Here is a 23,984-nt window from a genome sequence, read left to right on the forward strand (position 1 = left end):
GGCAGCAGCCCTGTCCTATATTCGATTCCGCTCTGTCGGCTTCTTATTGGAAGTCGGCTTTTTGCTCTTCCAGGTGAGCTGGCGTGTGCTCGAACATCGAATCGATAAGGCCTGAAACAGTCATTTTCTCTGTTGCCTCGGCTTTCTTGATGTTGTCGTTCACAGCAGCCTTCGCTTCTTCTTTGACACGGTTCGTGTCTTCCTCAGTCCAAAGGCCTTTCTTCTCGAGGAACTTGCCGAAGCGGATCAGCGGATCCTTCTCCATCCATTCGCTCTCTTCGTCCTTCGTACGGTACTTCGTCGCATCGTCCGCAAGGGAGTGTGGACGGAAGCGGTACGTGATGAGCTCGATCAGCGTAGCGCCTTCGCCGTTACGGCCGCGCTCAGCTGCTTCGGATACTGCTTTGTACACGGCAAGAACGTCCATGCCGTCAACCTGCACGCCTTTGATGCCTGCTGCGATTGCTTTGTGTGCGATCGAAGGAGCAGCCGTTTGCTTCGCGTAAGGAGTCGTGATTGCATAACCGTTGTTCTGAACACAGTAAATGACTGGAAGTTTGTATGCTCCAGCAAAGTTCAGACCTTCGTAGAAATCGCCTTCGGAGGAGCCGCCGTCACCTGTATACGTGATTGCTACGCGCTTCTCGTTCTTTTTCTTGAATGCCATGGCAACGCCTGTTGCATGGAGGATTTGGGCGCCGATGATGATTTGTGGCATCAGTACGTTAACACCCTCTGGGATTTGACCGCCGTGCTGATGGCCACGGGAGTACAGGAAAGCTTGGTAAAGCGGAAGACCGTGCCATACGATCTGCGGCATATCACGGTAGCCCGGGCATACGAAGTCTTCTTTGTTCAGCGCGTATTCGCTGCCGATCATGGAAGCTTCTTGGCCGGATACCGGCGCATAGAAGCCAAGGCGTCCTTGACGGCCCAGGTTTACTGCGCGCTCATCCCAAGTGCGGGTAAATACCATACGGTACATAATTTCTTTTAATTGGTCATCCGAAAGGTTCGGGAGAAGATCAGGATTAACAACTTCGCCTTCTGGCGATAGAACGGACAGCGGATAAACCGGTTCCGTTTGAACTTCGTAAGGCAGCTTGCTTAACAGCTTGCTCATTAAGGTTCACCTCAGCTTAATATTTGAAAAAACACAGGTCACTGTTATAGAATGATTATAACCCTGTTCAACCCGAATGGTCAAAGCATAAAATCGCTTAACCCGTTGATTTTTCACACATTGTGCGTTTTTTCAACGCGGATTGTATATGTAACAGGCTCCTTTTTTCTATAGTACAGAATAGTACACAAGACAGATTACGAGTAAACCTGGGCATAATACCCCTTCTTTTTGTTTGCCCGAAATTGGATGAACTCATGCAAGCTCGAGAGGAGAACAGCAATATGACAGATTCACGTTACTTGAAACGCACCATTGTCAAAGACACCGTCCCCAGCCAATACTTGCCGGAAGGACAGCGGGAGCTTCGGGTCTTCCTTCCCCCTGGCTACAACGAGGTATTAAGTTATCCTGTCGTCTATTGTCAGGATGGCGAAGATTTCTTCAACTTCGGCCGGGTTGCCACCATCGCCACGCAATTGATCCTGGATGAAGGCATCGAACCTTTCATTATTGTAGGCGTAGACGTCGACAAGAAGAAACGGACAGACGAATACGCTCCGGACGGCCCCCTTCACGATGGTTATGTCCGATTCTTCGCCGATGAGCTCGTTCCTTATATAGAAGCCAAATATGCTGCTCGCCGCGTAAAGGAAGAGCGGATTCTCGCGGGCGATTCGCTTGGCGGCACCGTGTCGCTTCATATCGCGCTTCGTTATCCAAATCTGTTCAACCGCATTATCGCCTTATCCGGCGCGTTCTATCCGTCCTCGCAGGCAATTGCTGCCCAAGCTGGCGATCTGAGCGATCTGGAGCTGTTCATGATCGTCGGCCTTCAAGAGGATGCCTATGAAACCGACCGCGGCGTGTTCAATTTTGTCGCGATCAACCGGGAGATGAAGCAGCTGCTCGAGGCCAAAGGCGCCGTAACGCATTACGGCGAGCATGACGGCAAGCATGTATGGGGCTTTTGGCAAAAGCATATCCCCGCCTCGCTCAAAACTTTCTTGCGGCAAGAAAGCTAGCCTTCAACCGTGACATTGCGTCTCAAGCGAAACTTTCGTAAATGAGCAAAAAGACCGTTCTCACGAGATTCTCTCGGGAAAACGGTCTTTTTATGTACGCCTCTTCTATTGAAGCTTCTCTAATCGGATGCGGTCGATCAACTTCGCGCAGCCTTCGCTCACCAGTTCGTAAGTCTCCTCGAAATTACCGGTATAATAAGGGTCCGGCACATCGGGCGTCTTGCGTTCCGGAAGCAGATCCATAAACTTGAACACTTTCGGATGGCCATCGCATTTGCTGCCGAACAGCTGCCTTACATCCCGTTCATTGTTGCTGTCCATGCAGACAATGTAATCAAAGTCATGATAATCGCTGAGCCGCACTTGCCTCGCCCGCATTCCTTCATAAGAGACGCCATGCTCATCGAGCAATCTGCGTGTGCCTTCATGAGGGATTTTACCGAGATGCCAGTCCCCGGTTCCTGCCGAATCGACCTCGATCGTCTCCGTTAATCCTTGTTCTCTAAGTTGTTGCTTGAATACCGCCTCAGCCATTGGCGAACGGCAGATGTTGCCCAGACAAACGAACAGTACTTTGATCATTGGCGTTCCCCCCTCTGCATGTTGTTGTCGGCCGCGATTGAATGGTCGTCTTGATGTACGGATTGCGCCAGCGCATATTTAAGCGATCTGCGCGGCAGGCGCCATTTGAAATGAACCGACATCATCCGGAAAGCGACCACGACGCAGAACAGCGTAAGCAGCTCAAGCGGTGTCTTGAACCAACCCAATCCGACCACCGCGCCCGCTATCATGGCCCATACCGCATAAATCTCATCGCGGAGTACAAGTGGTTTCCTACCCGCCAGGACGTCACGGATCATCCCGCCGCCGATCCCGGTCAACATTGCCGCGACGATGACCGCTGACAGCGGATGTTTGCCCGTAGCATACAACGCCCCTTGAATCGCGAATGCGGCTAGTCCAATCGCATCGAAGAACGCCTCGCTCTTACGCCATTGCTGAATCCAACCGACAGGCAGGATGAATGCGATCGTCATGGCAACTACCGCCGTCTTCAACAACAAGCCCTGCGACCACAATGTCGTCACTGGAATACCAATCAGCAAATTCCGCACGACCCCTCCGCCGAATGCCGTTACTAACCCCAGTACGTATACGCCTAGAATATCGTATTCCTCTTCCATGGCTACAATCGCGCCGCTCACGGCAAAAGCGATTGTACCGATAATGCTAAACACGGTAAAGACGTCCATATCCACATGCCAATTCAACGAATGATGCCTCCGTCGTCCGCGTGACACTTCCCAAGCTCATCCCTACGTGTGTCGAACGGTGTCCGTATTTTTCCCTTTCCCATTTTAGCCGCGGTACTAAAGTTTGCGCAAGAGAACTTTTGCGAACATGTTCCAAGATATTTTTTGAAAAGCGGTTCATGTTTCGTTTATTATGCGCGGGAAGGCACATGGCGAAGCGTATTTCTTTCCGAACAATTCTAATCATCGCCATTACGCATCGATGCTGGTCAATCTCATTGCTCCCTAGTATACTGGGGCAATACATACTTTTGGCTAGCGAAAGGAAGAACGACTATGCAAGCTCGCCGCATTCTCATCTTTACTGGTGGACGGCTAGGAGAGTGGGCACTGCCCCTAATACAGGAAGACGACTACGTAATCGGCGCTGACCGCGGCGCGTACTATCTGGTCTCGCACCAGATCCGCCCGAATCTGGCGATCGGCGATTTCGATTCGGTCACGCAGGCCGAGATGGAGTTTCTTAGACAGGAATGCGAACATGTCGAAGCCTGTGATCCGATCGACAAGGATTTCACGGATACCGAGTTGGCTTTTCGTTATGCAATGGCGCAGCACCCGCGCGAGATTATACTTATAGGCGCTCTGGGAACCCGCTTCGATCATTCCCTGGCGAACATTCATTTGCTGAAAACCGCCGTTGATCATAACGTGCCCGTCTCTATTGTGGACGAGCATAACCGCGTGAGGGTCATCACGGATCGCTTGCTTTTGCAAAAAGCAGACGAATACGCTCACGTCTCCCTTCTGCCTTTGACAACGGAAGTCACCGGCATCGATCTCGAAGGATTCCGCTATCCGCTGCAAGACGCAACCTTGAAGATCGGCCAGTCGCTCGGGATCAGCAACGTGATCGAGGCAAAAGAAGGGAGCATCCGGATTCGTTCCGGCCTGCTCCTTGTGATTGAAAGCAAAGATTAGCTTCGACTTTTAATTAGCTTCGACCTTTATAAGGTAGGATCATCCGCCGATTTCTCGATGGTGAGGCCAGATACATACTTGCGCTTCATCATTTTTCTTATCTTGCGATCCGCCTTCGTCTCGAATACGATGTCCATATCATAATCCTCACCAGGATACAGCTGATCGGCGGCGATATATAGCGACAATCGCTTCCGGTTAAAGGTGAGCTTCTGCTTCTGCACTTGTACGACCACCTCACCCCGTTCATCCGCGGCTTTATAGACGATCCCCGTTCGTTTCAACGGATAAATCCATACGCAATCTCCTGCCTGAAAAGCTCGCTTGCTTGTTCCCTCTCCAGCCCCTGCCTCTACTTCATTCTGTTCGCCTGTCTTCAAAGTCGCTTCCTGTTTGGCATTCGATTTGCTATGACCGGCATGCATGGGGACATAAGGCTGGAGTTCTTCTGCAGCATCAGTTCCGGAACTTGCCTGCTGAACTGATGTATTCTTAAACAAAGCCGCTCTTGCCTCAGCTCGTGCGATGACATGCTCGGGCAACCCGTACCGCTTTGCGATAGCAAAAGCAAAACTGTCCCCTGCTTCGCCAATCTCGAGCCGATACAGCGGCCGTAGCGTCTCCGGATCAAAGGCCATTCTCGCGTTGGCGCAGCCATCCGTTCGTGCGGCGAATCGCTTAATCTCGTTAAAATGCGTGGTTGCGGCCACTAGCGATTGCCGGCTCAGCAGTTCTTCCAAGATCGCGATCGACAGTGCGATACCTTCGCCGGGATCGGTTCCTGCTGCGAGTTCATCAAGCAATAACAGCGACCTTGTGCCTGCGGAATTGAGCATTTCCTTCATGTTCGACATATGCGCCGAGAAGGTGCTAAGCGAATGCTCGATGCTCTGGCCATCGCCTACATCGGCCATAATGTGATCGAACAGTCCCAGTTCCGTGCCCGGTTCCGCCGGAAGCAGCAAACCCGATTGCAGCATGAACGCCATCAGCCCCATCGTCTTCAGCGTCACCGTCTTGCCTCCCGTGTTCGGTCCGGTAATCATCAGCTGTCTCCAGCTTCGTCCGAGTTCAACATTCAGCGGAAGGCAGTTCTTGCCGAGCAGCGGATGCTTGGCATTCACGAGCTTGATCATCGGCGTCGGGGCAATAGGAACTGCAATGCCATCCCAGGTTCGAGACAGTTTGGCCCGCGCAAAAATAAAGTCAAACGACGCCATCGCTTCAATATTCCAGCGCAATTGATCGCCATACGTCTCCGCAAGCTCGGATAGCGTCGATAGGATCACGGTTTTCTCCCGCTCCTCTTCCGCTTGCCACAGCTGCCATTCGGATTGCAACTCCGCGATATCAGCCGGTTCGACGAACAAGGTCTGACCGCTGGCAGACTCATCCCATACAGTCCCTGGCACCTGCTTGCGAAGTTCGCGCTTCACCGGAATGACATAGTGGCCGCCGCGTTTGCTTATAATCTGCTCTTGCAAAGCCGCTTTGTATTTGCCCATCGTCTGCTGAAGTCGACGCTCAATTCGATCCTCTAGCGCAGCTAGCTGACGCCGTATATCTCCCAAATAAACGCTTGCCTGATCGGTCAGCTGGCCATAACGTAAGCAGCGCTCAAGTTCATCCCGCAGATTGGCGCAATCATGCATGGAGTCGGCATAGCTGCTGATCGTCGGGGCCGCATGATGCTTCGACTGCATATACCGACGCATCTGCGCGACGGACGCAAGCCAAGAGGCAAGAAAGGTCAGCTCTTGTTCGTTATAGATCCTTCCCTTGCCGAGCAGTTGGATGAACGGCTCGATCCCTTCCATTGCGGACAACGGAATGCTTGCCCCGGTATCGAGCAGTCTGGCTGCTTCGTCCGTTTCGTTCATCCAAGCACGCACAGTCCGCTCATTCGAGCTAGGCTCATGCAGCTCCGCCAGTCTTCTGCCTGCCGTAGATACCGTATAGTCCGTGAGTTGTTCCTTGATTTTGTCGTATTCCAATCGCTTCATGCTAGCCTGGTTCATCATTGTTCTCATCCTCCTAAGGGTTGCTGGAAAACAAAAAAGGGAACAAGAAGCGCATGCGCTTCCCGTTCCCTAGTTCTCTTCGGCCAGCCTTCCTGCACCCATCCACACCACGATACTTTGAACAGCACACTACGCTATTTCGGTTATTCGAAAAAGCGCCGTGGCGGCCATTCGCTACTCGTCGGAATGTATGCAAAAAGACAGAAAAAAAGCGTGCTCCAAGAGCACGCTGATTCGCCGAAATGAAAGGCGGAAATCATCATGTTCTTAACTCATGAGACCAGCCGAATGAGTAACACGAAACAGACCTGCCAAATTCGTCAGCAAGTTCAATTCGATTCGTTACGTACATTCAAACTGAATATCAAATTACGAGTTAAGAACACCAGCAAACATTAAAATTTCCCCTTGCATTGTAAGATAATCCTATCTTATGCCGAATGAAGGCTTGACGTCAAGTCCGGCTTTCCTTCACGACGGATGAACGCGACTTCGCGCCTTAGACCTGCACCTGAAGACCGCCATATGCGAACCCGACTTGCTGGGGCAGAGCATAATCGCGTCTCCTATCAATATCATGCGAGATATGGGTGAACAAGGTACGACCAGGCTGCAGCTCTTGGAGCAACTCCAGCGCTTCCTTCACGTCGTAGACCGACCGCGTCTCGAACGGAAACGGTTCTTCATAGAAACTCGTACCGAGTACGAGCAAATCCAGCCCGTACAAAGGTTCGCGCTGTTCTTCCGTCAATGCGATCGAGTCCGAGCAATACGCCCATGCATGCTGATCCACGATGTTCGTGAATTTAAAGGCATAAGCGTATCCGTTCTTGCCGTGGTTGACGCGCCAGCAATCTACCGTCCAATCCCCCAACTGAAAAGGGCCTTGAATCGGAATGAAATCGATCTGGCGGCATAACCAAGGAAAACGGTTCGTAATCTCGCCGATCACATCCGGCATCGCAAAAGCGGTCCCCTTCCGACCAAGCCAGCGGCAAGCATCCGCCCACTCCGCCAATCCTGCAATGTGATCAAAATGCGCGTGGGTGATGAGAATGCGATCAATGAACCGCAATCCCGCCTGCTCCATTTGCTCCCGCCAATCCGGGCCGCAATCAATCAACACCGTTCCGAAGGACTCGTCCTGCAGGTGTACGAGCGACCGCCTTCTACGGTTCACGCCGCTTGTCCGCGCTTCTTCACAGACATCGCAAGAACAATAGATACGAGGGACCCCCATGGAATCCCCCGTCCCCCAAAAGCTTATTGTCGTTGGCACGATTGCCCAACCTCCTACAAACCTAAGCCTAAAGCTTACAGCTCTTTCAATTCGATCGACGTTCGGCCATTCAGCTGGGCCACCATATCATGCCACTGCTGCGGCTTGTCAGGCAATGCCGAGTAGTAAGTGTGCAAGAACTGGGTCACTAACGAAGCCGGAACGCTCGTCATCTCTTCGTCCGCAGGGAGGAAGGACAGATCCAGGCCCGTGACCGCCTCTCCGTTCTCTTCCCAAGAAGGATGCACATAAGGGAAGTCGAGACGGCGATAACCGATATGCGACAATACTTCACGGCGGACATACGGATTCATCGGCGTGTTCCCGCTGAATTTGTGCTCCGACTCGCTAGGGTTGTAGATCTCGGCGAACATGCCTAGCGGCTTCGTTCCGCTGCCAGCCGCTAATTGCGCCAAGTCGCGCTCGCGGCTCTTCAGCAAGAATCGTCCGATGCCGAGTCCGGCGCGGCCGATGATCGTAAAATCGGTCATCGCTACGTGCATATCCGGGTAGTAGCGATACTCCGTCGCTCCGACAACTTCGCCTTCATGGACGGCAACATATACATGAATGGTCTCGTCTTGAATAGGACCGGCCCATTTATCGAAGGCAAGTACCTCCTCCGGCGGGAAAACTTGCTGCATCAACAGATGCATTTTGGCAAAAAGCGGATGTTCAATCGATTGAATACGTATATATTCCATTAGCTTCCCAACCTTTCTTCTCCGGTGTAAAAGGGATTGCGCCATTCCATCAGCGCGGCATAATTCAACGATTCCTCATCGTCAAGGTAGTTCGCTTCCACCCCGATGGGCAACCGGCCGCAGCGCAAGAGGAAGGTGATTACAGGGTCCTTCCACTGGCCCGTGATAACCCCTTCCAAGTAGGCTTCCGCAGACATGGTGTCTGCGACATGATGGTACCCTGGCATTCGTCCGCCGCCCAACAGTCTGCGCAAGCGCAGATGGACAACGACCTCGTACATGGTCTGCATCAGCCACTTGCCAATTCCGTACTTGCGATATTCCGGAATGACGCATACATCTACGACATATAACGTATCGCCATTCGGATTGTGATTCCGGATGAAACCATTATCCGAGATCGTCGACCAACTGTGAGAGCCTTCCAGCTGGCTCTCGTCGACTATAAGCCCCGTCATCGAGCCGACCAGCTTCCCATCCGCTTCGACGCATAGCGCGCCTTCCGGGAACCGGGTGATGTGCTCGTGAAGCTGCTCCTCATTCCACCATAATTCCGACGGATAAGGCGGCGGGAAACTCTCGCGCTGGATCGCAATCATCCCCTCATAATCTTCCATCGTATAGTTACGAATCCGAATCCGCTTGGGAATGCCTGAAGCATACACGATCAGTTCTTTATGCAAGGTTAGGATCACTTCCAATCCGGATACAAGTCCGTGCGGCGGTCCCTCCATGTTGTGACCGATCCTGCTGCGCGCACTTCGTCCAACAGCTGCAAATTCAGGTCCGCGACCACGAGCATGTCATCATTCATAATGCCTTCGGCCAAGATGCCGGCAGGCGGGAATGGAATATCGTTCGGCGATATGATCGCAGCCTGCCCGAAGTTCGCGCGCATCAGATCAACCTTACGCAAGGAACCGACCGTCCCCGTCGTTACGACATAGACTTGATTCTCCACCGCTCTGGCATGGCAGCAATACCGGACACGGTAGAAGCCATGGCGGTCATCCGTGCAGGAAGGGCAGAAGATAACATCCGCGCCTTTGGCTCTAGCCATCCGCACGATCTCAGGGAACTCAATATCGTAGCACGTGAGCATCGCGATCGTCCCGAATTCGGTTTGGAATACTCTAAGCGATTCCCCTTGCGCCATATCCCAGCCTTCTACCTCGGTTGGCGTCAAATGCAGCTTAGGCTGCACTTCTACACGGCCATCCGGATAGAATAGATGCGCGGCATTCTGCCGCTTCTCCTCGCCCACCTCGATGACATGCGTACCGCCAATGATATGCATGCGGTATTCCGAGGCAAGCCCTTGGAACAACGCGATGTATTCCTCCGTAAACGTTGGGAGACGATCAATGGTCAATGCCTCTCCCGTCTCGTCGCCTATGGACAGCAACTGCGTCGTCATGAACTCCGGGAACAGAACGAAATCTGCTCCATATTCCGATGCGTTGCGAATGTAATGTTTGACCTGGTCGGCGAATTGCTGAAAGCTGCTGATATCCTCCAGCTTATATTGAACAGCGGCAACCCGAAACTTCATGATTATGCCCCCTAATGATATCGATACATCGAAATATGTTACTTCTTATGCGGCAGAACGACCGTAATCGTCGTACCCTTCTCGGGCTTGCTGAACACATCAATCTGTCCTTCATGCAAGTCGATGATTCGCTTAGCGATCGATAACCCCAAGCCAACTCCGCCGGTCGAGCGGCTCCTAGCGCCATCAACCCGGAAGAAGCGCTCGAACAGATGCGGCATATCGTTCTCCGGAATGCCGATTCCTTTGTCGGCGACCGCAATCCGAACGGAGCCTTTTGTTAGACTGATAATGATGTCGATGGGTTCCTTGCTGTACTTGATGGCATTGTCGAGCAAGATCACCAGCAGCTGTCTGATTTTCTCCTTGTCGGCCATCATCCTGACATCGGTCTTAGGCGTATGTACCCGGATCACGCGTTGGAACGTCGCATGCAGCATATCCGCCGTTTCGTCGGCCAGATGAACCAGATCGAAGGTCTCTAATCTCAGCCAGTCCTCCTGTTCGGCCTCTGCAAGCATCAGCATCGATTTCGTCAAATTCTGCAGCCGCTGCGCTTCTTTGCTGATCGCTTCCACCGCTTCATCGCGGACATTCTGATCATCCCTGCCCCAACGGCTGAGCATATTGGCGTAGCTGGAGATGACCGTAAGCGGCGTCTTCAGTTCGTGAGAGGCATCTGCTACGAATTGCCGCTGACGGGCGAAGGTGCGGTCAAGCTTGTCGATCATCTGATTGAACGCTCTGGCCAACTGTTCGAGCTCCGCGGACTGCTCCTTGCTGCCCAGCTCAATCTTGCGCAGCTTGCCGCTGCGGTCGATTTCGCGCATCGTCTGGACCATATGCTGAATCGGCGAAGTCAACCTGGACGTGAACCAATAGGTTCCGATGACCGCGAACAGAATCGCGCCGGCGCTCGTGATGGTCAAAGCGATGACGAGCACCTTCAAATAACTGTCGAGCATCGTCAGCTTCCGATAGAGCTCCAGGACGCCGATGACCTTCTGTCCCTCGTACAGCGGCACGCGCATATAAATCACGCGTTTGCCTTCGATGAACATCATGCCGGTATCGTAATGCGTCAGGAACAGCGGCTTGAGCGCGAGCAGTTCCTCATCTGACCCTTGGGCGTTAATTACACGGCCTTCCGGCGAAATAATTCGGATCAGCTCATTCACATTATAATAGTCCCGAAGCAGATCGGTTGCTGTTAAACCCGTCACATGATCAATCCGGGGATCCTCGAGCAGGATGTTCACTTTATTCGTGAGCAGTTGCTCTTCACTGCGGATCGTAATTTTGATTACGAACAAATAAACGAAAATATTAAACAGAATCAGAATGAAGATAAGCCAGAAGATCGTGAAAAAGGTAAATCTGCGGCGAAGGGTCATGCATCAGGCTCCTTCAGCATGTAACCGACCCCGCGAACCGTATGAATCAGTTTATGACGATAGCCTTTGTCGATTTTCTGACGCAAATAACGGATGTACACATCGACGAGATTGGTCTCGCCGATGAAGTCATAGCCCCATACCTCGGACAAAATATCTTCACGCGACTTCTCTTCATTCTTATGTTCGGCAAGAAACACGAGCAGCTCGAACTCGCGCGGCGTAAGCTCGATCGGCGTTTCCTTGCGGAATACTTTGCGCGTCCGCAGCTCGATCGACAGGTCGGCAGCCTTCAAGACGTCCGGACTTTCGTTCTCGCGCGGCTGCTGGCCGAAGATGCGCAGTAAATTCCGCACCCGCGCGAGCAGCTCTTCCATTGCGAACGGCTTCGTTATGTAATCATTGGCGCCATGCTCAAAACCGCTTACTTTGTCCGGAATCGTATCGCGGGCAGTCAGCAGTATTATCGGAATCAGGTTGCCGCCTTGCCGCAATCGGCGCAGCACTTCAATTCCGTTAAGCTCAGGCAGCATCACGTCGAGCAGCACAAGATCCCATTCGCCGGAACCAGCCAGCTCCAGACCTGTCCGACCGTCGGCAGCTCTTCCTACGGTGTAGCCCTCATGCTCCAATTCAAGCTGAAGGATCCGCGCAATGCCATCTTCATCTTCTATTACGAGTACACGTTCATTCATAGTTGTCCACCTACTTATACTAGACTTCCCCCATCTTTATCCCCCTTCATCATAATGAAGCTCAGACAGGTTTTCAAGCCAGTAAGTTCTGCGTCTTGGTCAATGCCAGCGAACGCTCCGCGATTCATTGTACCACAGCCCTGTCAAGCCTGACCACTTTAGGCAAGGTGCATCGCTTGACGCTGTCTATGTTGGCGTAGGCTCGTTTCAATCCCGGAGAAGCAGAAGATGATTAATAAGCGTGTATATTAAATGTGCTTATATTTCAAAAAACTTACGGTTAAGCGCTTCAAAAGCTGTCTTGACCTGCTTGCGCAAACGCCGGTCTTCAGTTATCCATCTCCCTTCCCAAAGCAAATTCACCAACTTATCGGGCGGCAGCTGAGGGATCGCGGCAACCGGCCTCCGCGGCAGCATGTCCATCCACTCTTTGCGTCTGGAGAATGGAACATCTTTGTTCAATACCCAATGAGTCGCGCGACCTGCGGCCTCCCGTTCCAGTTGCACCTTTTCAGCTGCCGCCAGTCGCTTCATTGTCCATTTGGACGGGAACGGGTCCGCTACCATTACAAGGTGATCAGCGTTCTGCAGCAGCTGCTCCGCCTCCGGAAGCATCCAACTGCCAGACAGGTCGATCACCAGCACATCGCAAGCCAGCTGCTCAATCATGAGGTTAAGCTTTCGTCCGTCATCTCTCAAATCCTCCGCATGGCGATTCGGGCGAAGCATATGCCATTGGACGCCTTCTTTGATGTAACGCTCATAACGAGGATCCAGCAGCTTGTTGGCTTGATAAGGCACAAGAGACGAAGAATCGAGTAGCGCATACCATTCCGGAGATACGGCAGCGTGCTCCATAGCCGCGCAATGCAACCCACGTTCGGCCAATAAGATCGCAAGCGTGATCGCAACGAACGAAGCACCGGCCCCTGGCGATAATGAAGCCACAACAATCTGACGAGCCAAGTTGGCAGATGGGTGCACGCGGCCAAAATTAATATTGGCTATTTCCCTTTCATCTTGCCGATGCCGGGGCATGGCTGGCGAACCTTCCCAACTCGGTCCAATTGGGCCGGACAGACGTGCGTGCACACCGGCTAAAGCTCTGCCGACCTCTTCCATGTCCTTGTAACGGTCAGTGGCGCGAGGCTCTAGCATCCGATACACGATGCCGCGCAGGTCAACGGGAACATGATCGGGAAGAGCAGCATTCGCGGTTCGTGCCCGGCCGCCACCCAGCACATAGAACAGAAGCGCGCCAAGCCCATAAATATCTGTTCGTGCATCACTCTGTGATTGCCCATTCTGCTCCGGAGCGGCGAAACCCGGCGTGCCGAGCAGTGAAGTATCGCGGTGAGCACCTTCCTTGTAACTTCGTGCAATACCAAAATCGATCAGCCGGACTTCCCCTGTCCGATCGATCATGACATTCGTCGGTTTCAGATCCCGATGGATAATGGGCGGGCACTGTCCATGCAAGTAGTTCAGCACATCAGCCAGCTGAACCCCGATTGCTATGACGGTCAACAGCGACAATCCTTCACCCGATTGATCCATAAAGGTACGTAGATTATAGCCATCAATGTACTCCATGACCACAATTTCCACGCCTTCGTTGTCAGGCGGACAGTAATCGACGATTGCGGGCAGACGGGGATGATCCAGCCGCATGAGCAGCGCAGCTTCCTCGACTTTGTAGTGACCATCCGACGATGGCGGCCGATTCACTTTCACTGCACGGAGCCTGCCGTCCAACCGCAAGTCCTCTGCCGCATACACATCCCCCATTCCGCCTTGACCGATCGCCCCAAGGATGCGGTAACGGCCTGCTATCGTGGTGCCTTGCTGAAGAACAATGCCCATGGTAATCCCCCTTTGCGACATAAAAAAGCACCCCGAGCCGCGGCAATCTGCCGATATCAGCCCGGGATGCTTTCCCGTTGGTATTTATTTTTTCACGAGGTATAACGTAATCTCTTCCCGGTTGTGGAAGAGCTGTTTGGCCTTCCGCAGCACGAAGACCGTGCCGAAACGGGAGATAACATCCTTAATCGTCTGCAGCGGTTTCTTGTGCATCAGTTTCACCGTAATGATCGCCGTTGCCCCTGGTTGCAGCGCTTCTTCAAGATCAAGCACCAACCTAACCATTTGCATCGGACTCCAACTCATATCGCAGACGAGCAGATCGAACGTGCCGGGCTGAAACTTCAAGTCCGATGCATTCTTGCGCAAATTCGTCAGCCGCGGATATTGGAATAACGAAGGATGCAATTCGGCCGGATCGACTGCCGTTACCTTCAAGCCGCGTTCCAGCAGCAGATGCGTCCACCCGCCGGGGGCTGCCCCGATATCCAATCCTTCGCGGAACTCCTCCAACCTGATATGGAAAGCTCGCTCTGCCTCGAGCAACTTGAATTTAGCCCGGGAAATTTGCCCTTCTTCCCGCTGGAACCGGACTGCTCCGCCCGGCCAATCAGACAGCTGCTCTTCCGGTGTCGCAATCCCGACGTACAACTCTTCCAAGCCTGCGAATATGGACAAAATCACGTCCGGCGACTGCAGCACCGGCTCTGCGCCAACCTCTTCAAGGACCGCATCCAATACCGCCTTCGTATCCGCCGTCGAATACGGGTAAGGGCTGCGTTCCGCGCGGCGGAGATGCACCGCGACCTGCTTGTCTTCAATCCGCAAACGAGCATGGCGCGCAAGCTCGGACAACGCTTGCAGATCGTCGGCGGAGCCCTGGATTGGCAGCTTCTTGTCGACAGGATGAATATGCCGCAAGAAGATCGGCTCATTCGTTCGGATCTGATCCAGAACCGCTTCGCGCGTTAGGGGTGATTCCATAATAAATACTTCGCCGTGGGTAAGCTGCGATATCTTAATCCCTTCGAACTGGCGTCTTAATTCTTCCATTGCGTACGTCGCAAACCCTCGGTTAGCCGTACAAATCCATTGTGTCAACCTTGTTCTCCTCCTGCTGCGGCAACGCGAATCCACGGTCTGCCGTGCGCCCACTCGACTTCTACGGGATAGTTGTAGGCGCGGCTTAATATTTCGTTAGTCAATACTTGCTGCTTGGGACCTGCCGCTGCGATAACGCCATCCTGCACGATCGCAACATGAGTGAACAGCGGGATGATTTCTTCCAAATGATGGGTAACATATACAATCGTAATCGAGCGTTCCTTCAGCTTGCCAAGATCCGTGAGCAGCTTCTCGCGCTCATACAGATCCAGGCCGGCACATGGCTCGTCCATGATAAGCAGCTTAGGGTCAGACATAAGCGCCCTTGCCAGCAGCATTTTCTTGCGCTCCCCTTGTGAAAGCGTGCCGAGCGGCTGCTCTGCCATGTGGCCAAGACCAACCTCATCGAGCAGTTGAAGCGCCTTCAATCGCACCGTCTCGTCAATCTCCTGATAGAAGCGCAAGAAGGCGTATTCACCGGTCGCGACGACCTCCCACACCGGATCGCGCAGCGTCAGTTTCTCAACCAGCGACTGGCTAATATATCCGATGTCTTTGCGAACCTCGCGGACGTCGCATTCACCGAATCGATGTCCGAGTATATCGATTGTACCGGATGACGGGAACATGTAACCGGTCATCATCTCGAGCAGCGTCGTCTTGCCGGATCCGTTACGGCCGAGAATAACCCATTGTTCGCCTTGCTTAATCGACAGATCGACGCCGCGAAGGATATGACGCTCTCCACGAGTAAGATAAAGTTTCTCCATTTGAATCATGCTCTACATCCCCCCTGCTTCCGCAACCGCCGTTCAAGGCATCGGGCCATTGTGAATACGGACCGTCTGCGGCGCGTTCCGATACAGCATGTGATACATCTGCATCTTGCCCGAAGGGCTGGACGTATGCAGATACACCTGCTTCGGATAACGGCCGCTCTCGACCAAATATTGAACGACCGCAAGTCCAGTCGGCTGTCCCCAGCCCAGATCGAAGTCGAGCGACAAGATGTCGACATCCTCAGACCCCAGCAGCAGGATGCACTCTTCCGCATTCTTGGCGAGTACAAATCCCTCTGGACATGGCCGAAAATCATCCAAATAAACATTCATCATGATGCTCCTCCTATGCGGTGAACAAGCGCCAGTTGCTCCCGGTGCGTGCCATCCTTCCCGGCAGGCGTCTCCATTATGAAGGGGGTATCGGCAAGATCGGGATGCTGAAGCAGCCATTCGAAGCCTTCCCTTGGAATATGCCCTTCGCCGATGACGGCATGGCGGTCGCGCCGTTCGCCGGTGGGATACATCGAATCATTCAAGTGAAACGCCGCGATATGCTCCAAGATGTGAAGCTCCCGTGCCTTATCCAGCCATTCGGCGTCCCGCTCGCCGCGCCATACGCCGCTTGCAAACAGGTGGCAGGTGTCGATACAGAAGCCGATCTTGTGCGGGTCCTGTGCGAGTTTGCGAATCTGGGCCAGCTCTTCAATCGTCATCCCCATGTCCGTATGATCGCCGGCTTGATTCTCGATGAGCAGCTTGGCCTTGCCGTTCCATTGCGATGCAACCGCGCTTAGCGTTAAGATGGCATTCTTATAGCCCTCCAGCGCATCCTCGCCTTTATATACGCCAAAATGGACCACGACGCCAAGCGAACCGCATGCTTCCGCGATCGCAAGATCATTCAGCAAAGACAGCGCGGTCCGCTCCCGGTGTGCCGCATCTTCCGATGCGATATTCGTCGGATAGGGCGAATGGGTAATCGAAGCGATTCCGTTCGCCTTGCACAGCTCAGCGCACTTTGCCGCATCCGTCGGATCGAATGTTTTAATCGTGAGGCTACGCGGGTTCTTAGGAAAATACTGAAATGCGCTTGCGCCGATCTGCATCGCGCGCTTGGCCGCCATCTTATAGCCGCCTTGGGTCGAGACGTGACTGCCGGCTCTCATCTTCCGATTACCTGTCTTTCTGACAAGACGGACAGAAGAACATTTTGCGTGAGCTGATCTCGGCTTGCACGATTGTCCCGCCGCAACGCACGCAAGGCTCCCCGCCCCGGTCATAGACGCGGCAATGGTGGTTATATCCGCCCGTTACCGTATCCTCAGCCGTAATCGGCATTTCCATATAACCGCCATGCGCTAGCGCGTCTTGCAGCATTTCATGCATTGAGGCATAGAGGCGCTCCCACGTGTTAGGCTCCAATTCCGGAATTTTCACATCCGGACGCACTTCTGCAGCGAAGGCAATCTCATCCGCATAGCAGTTGCCGATCCCGGCCAGCACATGCTGATCCACCAGCGCCGTCTTAATCGCGCCGCGCTTGCCTTTGAACCGTTCCTTGAAACGCTCCAGCGTCAATCGCTTGTCTAACGGATCAGGTCCAAGATCGCGCAGCTGGTTCTCGGTCTCCTTCTGGCTGAGCAGATGCAAATAACCAAGACGCAGTCCGATAAAGCGCAGCGTTCCTTTCTGGAACCGAATCGAGACTTGAACCGAGCGTTCCACCGGCTCGTCTTCCGGACCGAAATGAATCAATCCGCCGAGCATCAAATGAAGCAGCAGCCGCTTTCCGTTATCGAGGTGAAAAATAAGCATCTTGCCGCGTCGTTCAATGAACCAGACCGCACGCCCTACAAGCTCTGCTTCGAACTGAGCCGGGTCCACATTGATGGATTTGGCTCTGGTAACTTCTGTGCCTTGGATCGTATTCCCGACGATAAGGCCTGACAATTGCTTCCGATAATGCTCCATTTCCGGCCATTCAGGCATTGTAATCTTCCTTCCTGCCATGCTGCAGTTTCATATGTAGGGACAACATGTTCATCCGTTATGTAGTCGCGTTCTGATGTAGCTCGACGCGATGAATCCATTCAAGTAAAGCATGCAAATCCGGAATGATCTCATTCGCGGAACAGCCCGCCTGCGCGAGAAGTTCCTCATAATTCGATTTCGTTGCCAATCCCGTGAGCACTAGCACCGATCGGCAGCCCGCGGCCTGCCCGGCCGCAATATCCGTGAACGGATTATCGCCGATAACCCATGCATCTGCAGCAGTCATGTCGAGCCGGTCGAGCGCAAACTTCATAAGAATCTCGGATGGCTTGCCGATCACGACAGGCTTCACGCCGGTCGCCCGCTCCAACATGGCGGCAATGGAACCCGCACCTGGCAGGAATCCGCCTTCGGATGGCAGCAATACGTCGGGATTGGTCAATATATATGCCGCTCCCTCGCGAATATATCGAATTGCATCAGCCAACCGTTCATAGGTGAGTGATCGATCCAGCCCTTGGATGACCACGTCAGGCTTATCAGCCACAATCGCAAGTCCGGCAGCCGCAACCGCCTCATGCAAACCGGTCTCTCCGATGATAAAGGCGCGACCGCCTGGGTATTGCGAAGCCGCGTACGCGCCGGCTGCTTGCGCCGAGGTGCACACGTCGGCTGCCTGAGCCGGAATGCCCATCCTCGCCAAGCGGTCGGCGACCACCTCAGGCGCTGCGGTCGAATTGTTCGTTACGAACAAATAGGGAATATCCCGCTCACGCAGCGAACGGATGAAATGATCTGCTCCATCAATCATCTGATTGCCGTGATATAAAGTCCCATCCAGGTCAATCATGAATCCGGTCCGTGTCTGTCCTGCTTCTTCAGCCATCTCATTCTCTCCTTGCTTCATCCGTGCAGCCGCTCCAGACGTGCACGCAGCCTGTCAATCCGTTTGCGGATGGCATCCAGCTCCGCTCGCTTCTTGGCGTCAAGCCGCAGCCCTGCCCACCTGGTGTGTGCAAGCGTTAGCGCGGTTTCTGCATAGCTGAGCGCAAAACGGATCTGCTTCGTTTTATGTTCATGGTACATCGCCAGTTCAATATGCGCGTCCCAGTTGGGGTGCAGTGCACCCTCTTCTTCGAGTACAACCTTCTGCCACAATAACACAGCACGGGGCCAATTTCCACATTTCTTGTCCCGCTCTGCCAGTGAACATAGAATCTGCGAGGCGGCCGCCGGATGGTGTTCGAGCCTGGCATACAAAGCCTCTGCGGCATCCGTCATCCCCATTCGCTCCAGCCACAAACCTGTCCGCAGCGTCTCTTCTGCTCCTTCGGGATACGGGACCCGCCTGCCAAGCTCGCCGCCTAACAGATGACCGAATCGAATCGCCAGCACGGCAAGCGAAACCATATCGATCTCATTATGGGTGAAGACGCCCAATAACGGCTTAGGATCTTGCTCGGCCAAATATTGAAAATAGATGCCCGGCGCCATCGATCCCGGCACATCATCGACCCGCGTGATGCCAAGACGCTCCTCTTCGATATGGCTGAGCTTGCAAGAAGCGAGCGTATTGCGCCAAACGCTGCGGGACGGATGCAGCAAATCGATATGAATCGGCTCCCAGCGGAATGTCCGAAATCCGTTAAGGATGAGCCGATTGGACAGAACCGGCCAATCGAATGTACGCCCATTGTACGTGACGAGGTGCGTATAGGCATGCAGCTTATTCGTTAGGTAGCAGAGCATCGCCCGCTCCTCTGCCGGGTGCCGGATCAGCATTTGCTCCACGACAAACTGATCGCCTTGCACGAAGCCGAGTCCGACCATGAACGGCACATTGCCTGCCCCGACGCCAAGTCCCGTCGTCTCCAAGTCGAAGAAGAGCATGCGTTCCGGGTGAACGGGGCTGATCGGGGTTCCCGGCGTGACGCGGCGCGCGCCAGCTGACTTCGCCTCGCTCCATAGTTCGAAGGAAGCGAGCCCCATTACCGATTCGTAGAGTTCGTCCAATCGATGAACCCCATGAAGATAGGTCATCGGATAACGGGTTTCCCGTAGCAGAAACTCGCCTTCTTCCGTCTTAGCCAGCCGAACGCGCATATCAGCCCATTCCGGAGAAAGCTTCTCTTCGTCTGGACCGGGTACATGTGCTACTTCGGGATGCTTTTCTGCATGGAACTCGGAGTGATCCGTTCGCCCATCCTGATGATGCTCATCCGTCTCGCTGCGAACTAGCGTCTGACTGTCTCCCCCCGATGCCGGCTGCTTCGCATCCGGTTGTTCGTTCTGGCTTGAGGCTCCCCTCAGCCTCATCATCCGTTCGCGCAAACTGCTCATGACGGCACCTTCGCCATGTCGATCAGATCAAGGGCAAGCGATTTGCCGAGCAGCCCGACCTCTTCGATCGGCCCGACGCAGGCCGGACAGCCGCTAAGGCATGTGCAGGAAGCGATCAAGGACTTGGCTCTGCCCAGAAGTTCATCGTGCACATGGAACAACCGCTCGCTAAGGCCAATTCCGCCCGGGTATCGGTCGTAGAAATAGATGGTCGGCAGCTTCGTGTGCACGGCCTTCACTTGAGGGACGACGCGAATATCCAGCGGGTCGCACATCAGGTAGAGCGGCGCGATGTGAACGAGCACGTTCGCGAGCCCGAGCAGCGCCTGCTGCATATCATTCGTGCTCTTCGTGGCGGCAGCCTCTTCGCTGAAGGAGAACCAGTAGCCGCTTGTATGCAGCTCTTCTTCCGGCAGATGAATCGGACCGGAACCGATATTCTCATGCGTTCGGAGGCGGATTTTTTTGAAAATCGTCGCCTTCGCGTTGATCGTCACCTCGCCGTACTGACGCATCAGCTCGCCGCTCAGCTGCTCCTTATCGACATGTAACACCTTCAGCTCGACGGCCATATTAGCGTCCGTGTAATAGTCCACGTCCACTTCGCGCACATATGCTTTTTTCTCCGGATAATCGAGCTTCTCCACCTGGTACTGGACGCCTTCGTGGATATAGATCGCTTCGTCGTGTATAAGCGTCGGAGCGCTGAAGCGGTCCACCTCACCGAGCACTCTGCTGCCTTCCGTCATATCGATGATAATAAAATTCTCCTGCGCGGCCGAACGAAGTGATATCCCGTGCGCCGGGAACGATTGCTCCATCCAATACCAGCGGTTCTTCACTTGATGCAGAACCTTCTCTTCCACGAGGAATTCCAGCATATGCTCAAGCGGCTCGCTGCCGAACAGCTCACCGGCTTCGAAAGGCAGCTCATAGGCCGCGCATTTCACATGGTCGATGAGAATCAGCAAGTTATCCGGGTGGATGAGCGCCCGTTCCGGCGGTTGATTAAAGAAGAAGTCCGGGTTCGAAATCATATATTGGTCCAGCGGGTTGCTGCTTGCGACCAAGAACGTGACCGACGTTCCGGCACGGCGTCCAGCCCGTCCGGACTGCTGCCATGTACTGGCGATCGTGCCCGGATACCCGTTCATGACGCAAGCCTGCAATTGTCCGATATCGATGCCAAGCTCGAGCGCATTGGTGCTGACGACGCCGCGAATCTCGCCGCTGCGCAATCCTCGCTCGATCTCCCGGCGCAGCTTCGGCAAATAACCGCCCCGGTAACCGCGGATCGTCTTCGTGCCGAGCTCATTCTTCACGATCTCCTGCAGATACGTGAGCAGTAATTCCACACGCACTCGGCTCCGTGCAAATACAATGGTCTGCACGCCTTGTTTCAGCAGCTGTCCGGCCAGACGCTGCGTCTCGAGCACGCTGCTTCTGCGAATGCCCAGCTGTTTGTTCACGACCGGCGGATTGTAGCAGACAAAATGCTTCTCGCCTACAGGCGCGCCATTGTTCGCCACAAGCGTCACCTGCTCGCCGATCAAGCGCTCCGCATGCTCCTTCGGGTTGTCCACGGTGGCCGAAGCGCAAATAAACTGCGGGCTCGAACCGTAAAATTTGCAAATCCGCTTCAGTCTGCGGATGACGTTGGCGACATGGCTTCCGAATACGCCTCTATACGAGTGCACCTCGTCGATAACGATATATTTGATATTCTCGAACAGTTTGACCCACTTGGTATGATGCGGCAGTATGGCCGAATGCAGCATATCCGGGTTCGTCACGACAATATGACCCGCATTGCGAATGACCTGACGAACGGTTGGCGGCGTATCGCCATCGTACGTGCTGGATTTGATGTCGACGTCCATAGCGGCGGCTAGTTCCTGCAGCTCTGCGACCTGATCCTGGGCAAGCGCCTTGGTCGGGAACAGGTAGAGCGCCCGACCGCTGTCATTCTCGAGCAGCGACTGAAGTACGGGCAAGTTATAGCAGAGCGTCTTGCCGGATGCCGTCGGCGTTACAGTGACGACGTGCTCGCCACGGCGGACGGCGCGATACGCGTCAGCCTGATGGATATACAGCTCGCGGATGCCCTTGGTACCCAATGCGCCCACAAGCTTCGGATGAATGTCCCCTGGCAGGCTTGCCGTAATGGCTTCGCGCGGCGGTAACGTATGCCAATGCGTTACATTCTCCATGATTTCCGGCTGCTGCTTCAGCAGATGCAGCCACTCGTCCAAACCGGACGTTTTCCCCGTCCACCGGTTCATGTCTTTCTCCCCTTTACCCTTCCGTGTTCAAGCTATCTCTCTATTGTACAGAATGCATGTTCGTGCCGCAATGGGAATCAAAGAGCCGCTCCTCCCATCTTCAGGAAAGAACGGCTTAATTCGTTCATCTATCGAGATTTGCCCTATTTAGACATGAGGAGGCTCCCACGTTTTTTTGTTCCAGCCGATCTGCTCACGCAGCACGTTCAGATCCCGGTCCAAGGTTACCGCGACGCCGAAAGGCATCTTATGATTATGCCAGAACCGAATATCGCTCCAAATCACCTCGTACCCTTCAATCTGCTCTTGCACCTTCACATGAATCCGGTCAGCAAAACCAAGGAATACCTTAACGCCGTCCGTTGTCATCGTCGCCTTGGCTACGGGAGACAGCAGTTCCGTTCGCGTCCGCTGGATCTCCGCTTCAACCGTGATCTGATTGCCTCGTACGCGGCCGATTACATATCGATCGCGCGTCTCTACGACGAATTGCCAGGAACGGCCTGACAAGCTGGGCAACAGCGTAATTTCGCCGCTCCCTGCTTCGAATTGGTTTCGCAATTTGCTCACCGTTTGCCTGCTGACTAAGGTTCGCCATCCGATATACAGCAAGGTCAGAACATAGACCGTAACGAATAACGGCGCCGGAGGCATAACATCCGCAGCCCATAGCACTGCAGCGGCAGCGTGAAGACCGAACAGATAAGGATCGAACAAGCATAAGACGTCCAGATGCCACCACTTGCGCGAGAAGGGCCGTAAGCATTGCACGCCGTATGCATTAAACAGATCCAACGTAATATGAAAGCAAACCGCGATGAACGTCCATAGCCAAATCGTTCCGAAATGCGCCCATTGGTTCGAGAGCGCCGTTGCGGCCAGACCGAACAACAACGACCAACAGAGCGGCGCAGGCAGCGAATGCGTAATCCCCCGGTGATTGCGAATATACGACGGCTGACCCTTGAGGCGCATGACAGAGTCAAAATCCGGCGCATGGCTCCCGATCATTGTCGCGCCCAGTACCGCAAAGATCAGTTCAGGATTCGCCGCAACGTGCGGATCGACCATCGACAGTCCCGCCAGCGTGACGCCGAACAACAGGTGGCTTCCAGTATCCACAGGCCTCATCCTCCCTACCAACGTTACAACTTTTACTCGCATCATAACGTTCGATCGTCAGCGGATCATTTGCGCCAGTTAATGATTTTGTAACCGGACAAGCCTGGTTTGCAATATCATCCATGTGCATATTCGGCACTAGCCTGTCACATGCTATTGCGGGTTGAACAGCAACCTCATCAAGTTATCAAGCATCTATAGGAGGAATGACCCCATGGCTAAACCAGACAATCGCGCAGACAATGCCGAGCACTTGCAGCAGCACGTGCAAAATACGCTTCATAACCTTCATGAAGCCGAACAATACTTGGATGAGCATGCAGACGAAATCTCTGCTACCGAGCTGCAAGACATCCAAGAGAAGAACGAGAATCGGAAGAACAGCATCTCGAAATTCAAGTCCGAAATTAAAGATGAGACTTAATCGGCGTTATCTGCAGTTGTAACGACAATACCCCTGCATAAGCTG

23 protein-coding genes are annotated in these 23,984 nt (G+C 53.8%); 3 read left to right on the top strand and 20 right to left on the bottom strand.

The window, feature by feature from the left end:
• Positions 1 to 43: 43 nt before the first annotated feature.
• A complete protein-coding gene (pdhA, locus tag FHS18_RS11740; RefSeq protein WP_183600232.1) occupies positions 44 to 1,123 on the bottom strand; it encodes a pyruvate dehydrogenase (acetyl-transferring) E1 component subunit alpha in 1,080 nt (359 codons plus the stop codon).
• A 284-nt stretch (positions 1,124 to 1,407) separates the two neighbouring features.
• Here pdhA and FHS18_RS11745 point away from each other — a divergent pair, with 284 nt between their 5' ends.
• The gene (locus tag FHS18_RS11745) at positions 1,408 to 2,148 is read left to right on the top strand and encodes an alpha/beta hydrolase (protein ID WP_183600233.1); all 741 of its coding nucleotides are present in this window, start codon (positions 1,408 to 1,410) and stop codon (positions 2,146 to 2,148) included.
• 105 nt (positions 2,149 to 2,253) lie between these two features.
• Here FHS18_RS11745 and FHS18_RS11750 read toward each other — a convergent pair whose 3' ends face one another.
• Together FHS18_RS11750 and FHS18_RS11755 are read right to left on the bottom strand one after the other, a co-directional pair.
• A complete protein-coding gene (locus FHS18_RS11750) occupies positions 2,254 to 2,730 on the bottom strand; it encodes a low molecular weight protein-tyrosine-phosphatase (protein ID WP_183600234.1) in 477 nt (158 codons plus the stop codon).
• Positions 2,727 to 3,404 carry a trimeric intracellular cation channel family protein gene (locus tag FHS18_RS11755; RefSeq protein ID WP_183600394.1) on the bottom strand — a complete coding sequence of 226 codons (678 nt, stop codon included), beginning with the start codon at positions 3,402 to 3,404 and terminating at the stop codon, positions 2,727 to 2,729. The genes FHS18_RS11750 and FHS18_RS11755 overlap by 4 nt, the downstream gene beginning before the upstream one ends.
• A gap of 336 nt (positions 3,405 to 3,740) precedes the next feature.
• Between FHS18_RS11755 and FHS18_RS11760 the strand changes: the two genes are divergently transcribed.
• A complete protein-coding gene (locus FHS18_RS11760) occupies positions 3,741 to 4,385 on the top strand; it encodes a thiamine diphosphokinase (RefSeq protein ID WP_183600235.1) in 645 nt (214 codons plus the stop codon).
• Positions 4,386 to 4,411: 26 nt separating this feature from the next.
• On the opposite strand, the gene FHS18_RS11765 is transcribed toward FHS18_RS11760, so the two are convergent.
• From FHS18_RS11765 to FHS18_RS11845, 17 genes are all read right to left on the bottom strand, one after another.
• On the bottom strand, positions 4,412 to 6,406 hold the full coding sequence (locus FHS18_RS11765; protein ID WP_246427594.1) for an endonuclease MutS2: 1,995 nt from the start codon (positions 6,404 to 6,406) through the stop codon (positions 4,412 to 4,414).
• Between the two features lie 499 nt (positions 6,407 to 6,905).
• The gene (locus FHS18_RS11770; RefSeq protein ID WP_343060504.1) at positions 6,906 to 7,685 is read right to left on the bottom strand and encodes an MBL fold metallo-hydrolase; all 780 of its coding nucleotides are present in this window, start codon (positions 7,683 to 7,685) and stop codon (positions 6,906 to 6,908) included.
• A 35-nt stretch (positions 7,686 to 7,720) separates the two neighbouring features.
• The gene (locus tag FHS18_RS11775) at positions 7,721 to 8,389 is read right to left on the bottom strand and encodes a GNAT family N-acetyltransferase (protein ID WP_183600236.1); all 669 of its coding nucleotides are present in this window, start codon (positions 8,387 to 8,389) and stop codon (positions 7,721 to 7,723) included.
• Positions 8,389 to 9,123 (bottom strand): GNAT family N-acetyltransferase, encoded by a 735-nt coding sequence (locus FHS18_RS11780; RefSeq protein WP_183600237.1) that lies wholly within the window; start codon positions 9,121 to 9,123, stop codon positions 8,389 to 8,391. The genes FHS18_RS11775 and FHS18_RS11780 overlap by 1 nt, the downstream gene beginning before the upstream one ends.
• On the bottom strand, positions 9,081 to 9,941 hold the full coding sequence (locus tag FHS18_RS11785; protein ID WP_183600238.1) for a carbon-nitrogen hydrolase family protein: 861 nt from the start codon (positions 9,939 to 9,941) through the stop codon (positions 9,081 to 9,083). The genes FHS18_RS11780 and FHS18_RS11785 overlap by 43 nt, the downstream gene beginning before the upstream one ends.
• Before the next feature lie 38 nt (positions 9,942 to 9,979).
• Positions 9,980 to 11,335 (bottom strand): HAMP domain-containing sensor histidine kinase, encoded by a 1,356-nt coding sequence (locus FHS18_RS11790; protein WP_183600239.1) that lies wholly within the window; start codon positions 11,333 to 11,335, stop codon positions 9,980 to 9,982.
• Complete coding sequence (locus tag FHS18_RS11795; RefSeq protein WP_183600240.1) at positions 11,332 to 12,030, bottom strand: response regulator transcription factor; 699 nt, start codon at positions 12,028 to 12,030, stop codon at positions 11,332 to 11,334. Before FHS18_RS11795 ends, FHS18_RS11790 begins: the two co-directional genes overlap by 4 nt.
• Before the next feature lie 258 nt (positions 12,031 to 12,288).
• Positions 12,289 to 13,893, bottom strand: a complete 1,605-nt coding sequence (locus FHS18_RS11800) for a serine/threonine-protein kinase (protein WP_183600241.1) — start codon at positions 13,891 to 13,893, stop codon at positions 12,289 to 12,291.
• Positions 13,894 to 13,977: 84 nt separating this feature from the next.
• Positions 13,978 to 14,994 carry a 23S rRNA (cytidine(2498)-2'-O)-methyltransferase RlmM gene (locus FHS18_RS11805; protein ID WP_246427595.1) on the bottom strand — a complete coding sequence of 339 codons (1,017 nt, stop codon included), beginning with the start codon at positions 14,992 to 14,994 and terminating at the stop codon, positions 13,978 to 13,980.
• A complete protein-coding gene (locus FHS18_RS11810; protein ID WP_183600242.1) occupies positions 14,991 to 15,776 on the bottom strand; it encodes an ABC transporter ATP-binding protein in 786 nt (261 codons plus the stop codon). Before FHS18_RS11810 ends, FHS18_RS11805 begins: the two co-directional genes overlap by 4 nt.
• A 33-nt stretch (positions 15,777 to 15,809) precedes the next feature.
• Positions 15,810 to 16,112: a cyclic-phosphate processing receiver domain-containing protein gene (locus tag FHS18_RS11815; protein WP_183600243.1), complete on the bottom strand. Its 303-nt coding sequence runs from the start codon at positions 16,110 to 16,112 to the stop codon at positions 15,810 to 15,812.
• Entirely contained in the window at positions 16,109 to 16,945 is an 837-nt protein-coding gene (locus FHS18_RS11820) for a deoxyribonuclease IV (RefSeq protein WP_183600244.1), read from the bottom strand. Before FHS18_RS11820 ends, FHS18_RS11815 begins: the two co-directional genes overlap by 4 nt.
• A 7-nt stretch (positions 16,946 to 16,952) precedes the next feature.
• Positions 16,953 to 17,768 (bottom strand): Fpg/Nei family DNA glycosylase, encoded by an 816-nt coding sequence (locus tag FHS18_RS11825; protein ID WP_183600245.1) that lies wholly within the window; start codon positions 17,766 to 17,768, stop codon positions 16,953 to 16,955.
• Positions 17,769 to 17,826: 58 nt separating this feature from the next.
• Entirely contained in the window at positions 17,827 to 18,657 is an 831-nt protein-coding gene (locus tag FHS18_RS11830) for a TIGR01457 family HAD-type hydrolase (RefSeq protein WP_183600246.1), read from the bottom strand.
• A gap of 17 nt (positions 18,658 to 18,674) precedes the next feature.
• Entirely contained in the window at positions 18,675 to 20,111 is a 1,437-nt protein-coding gene (locus FHS18_RS11835; RefSeq protein ID WP_183600247.1) for a ribonuclease H-like domain-containing protein, read from the bottom strand.
• Positions 20,108 to 22,393, bottom strand: a complete 2,286-nt coding sequence (locus FHS18_RS11840) for a DEAD/DEAH box helicase (RefSeq protein ID WP_183600248.1) — start codon at positions 22,391 to 22,393, stop codon at positions 20,108 to 20,110. The genes FHS18_RS11835 and FHS18_RS11840 overlap by 4 nt, the downstream gene beginning before the upstream one ends.
• A 147-nt stretch (positions 22,394 to 22,540) precedes the next feature.
• A complete protein-coding gene (locus FHS18_RS11845) occupies positions 22,541 to 23,515 on the bottom strand; it encodes a metal-dependent hydrolase (RefSeq protein ID WP_183600249.1) in 975 nt (324 codons plus the stop codon).
• A 214-nt stretch (positions 23,516 to 23,729) separates the two neighbouring features.
• On the opposite strand from FHS18_RS11845, the gene tlp reads away from it, so the two are divergent.
• Positions 23,730 to 23,939 (top strand): small acid-soluble spore protein Tlp, encoded by a 210-nt coding sequence (gene tlp, locus FHS18_RS11850; protein ID WP_183600250.1) that lies wholly within the window; start codon positions 23,730 to 23,732, stop codon positions 23,937 to 23,939.
• The last annotated feature ends 45 nt before the right edge of the window (positions 23,940 to 23,984 follow it).

Origin of the sequence: Paenibacillus phyllosphaerae (assembly GCF_014192105.1) — a bacterium.
In the GTDB taxonomy this organism is placed as follows: Bacteria; Bacillota; Bacilli; order Paenibacillales; family Paenibacillaceae; genus Paenibacillus_Z; species Paenibacillus_Z phyllosphaerae.

Excerpts from the sequence above, each read along its gene's own strand:
- pdhA (WP_183600232.1), bottom strand. The coding sequence starts at position 1,123 with ATGAGCAAGCTGTTAAGCAAGCTGCCTTACGAAGTTCAAACGGAACCG.
- FHS18_RS11745 (WP_183600233.1), top strand. The coding sequence starts at position 1,408 with ATGACAGATTCACGTTACTTGAAACGCACCATTGTCAAAGACACCGTC.
- FHS18_RS11750 (WP_183600234.1), bottom strand. The coding sequence starts at position 2,730 with ATGATCAAAGTACTGTTCGTTTGTCTGGGCAACATCTGCCGTTCGCCA.
- FHS18_RS11755 (WP_183600394.1), bottom strand. The coding sequence starts at position 3,404 with ATGGACGTCTTTACCGTGTTTAGCATTATCGGTACAATCGCTTTTGCC.
- FHS18_RS11760 (WP_183600235.1), top strand. The coding sequence starts at position 3,741 with ATGCAAGCTCGCCGCATTCTCATCTTTACTGGTGGACGGCTAGGAGAG.
- FHS18_RS11765 (WP_246427594.1), bottom strand. The coding sequence starts at position 6,406 with ATGATGAACCAGGCTAGCATGAAGCGATTGGAATACGACAAAATCAAG.
- FHS18_RS11775 (WP_183600236.1), bottom strand. The coding sequence starts at position 8,389 with ATGGAATATATACGTATTCAATCGATTGAACATCCGCTTTTTGCCAAA.
- FHS18_RS11780 (WP_183600237.1), bottom strand. The coding sequence starts at position 9,123 with ATGGAGGGACCGCCGCACGGACTTGTATCCGGATTGGAAGTGATCCTA.
- FHS18_RS11785 (WP_183600238.1), bottom strand. The coding sequence starts at position 9,941 with ATGAAGTTTCGGGTTGCCGCTGTTCAATATAAGCTGGAGGATATCAGC.
- FHS18_RS11790 (WP_183600239.1), bottom strand. The coding sequence starts at position 11,335 with ATGACCCTTCGCCGCAGATTTACCTTTTTCACGATCTTCTGGCTTATC.
- FHS18_RS11795 (WP_183600240.1), bottom strand. The coding sequence starts at position 12,030 with ATGAATGAACGTGTACTCGTAATAGAAGATGAAGATGGCATTGCGCGG.
- FHS18_RS11800 (WP_183600241.1), bottom strand. The coding sequence starts at position 13,893 with ATGGGCATTGTTCTTCAGCAAGGCACCACGATAGCAGGCCGTTACCGC.
- FHS18_RS11810 (WP_183600242.1), bottom strand. The coding sequence starts at position 15,776 with ATGATTCAAATGGAGAAACTTTATCTTACTCGTGGAGAGCGTCATATC.
- FHS18_RS11815 (WP_183600243.1), bottom strand. The coding sequence starts at position 16,112 with ATGATGAATGTTTATTTGGATGATTTTCGGCCATGTCCAGAGGGATTT.
- FHS18_RS11820 (WP_183600244.1), bottom strand. The coding sequence starts at position 16,945 with ATGAGAGCCGGCAGTCACGTCTCGACCCAAGGCGGCTATAAGATGGCG.
- FHS18_RS11825 (WP_183600245.1), bottom strand. The coding sequence starts at position 17,768 with ATGCCTGAATGGCCGGAAATGGAGCATTATCGGAAGCAATTGTCAGGC.
- FHS18_RS11830 (WP_183600246.1), bottom strand. The coding sequence starts at position 18,657 with ATGGCTGAAGAAGCAGGACAGACACGGACCGGATTCATGATTGACCTG.
- FHS18_RS11835 (WP_183600247.1), bottom strand. The coding sequence starts at position 20,111 with ATGAGCAGTTTGCGCGAACGGATGATGAGGCTGAGGGGAGCCTCAAGC.
- FHS18_RS11840 (WP_183600248.1), bottom strand. The coding sequence starts at position 22,393 with ATGAACCGGTGGACGGGGAAAACGTCCGGTTTGGACGAGTGGCTGCAT.
- tlp (WP_183600250.1), top strand. The coding sequence starts at position 23,730 with ATGGCTAAACCAGACAATCGCGCAGACAATGCCGAGCACTTGCAGCAG.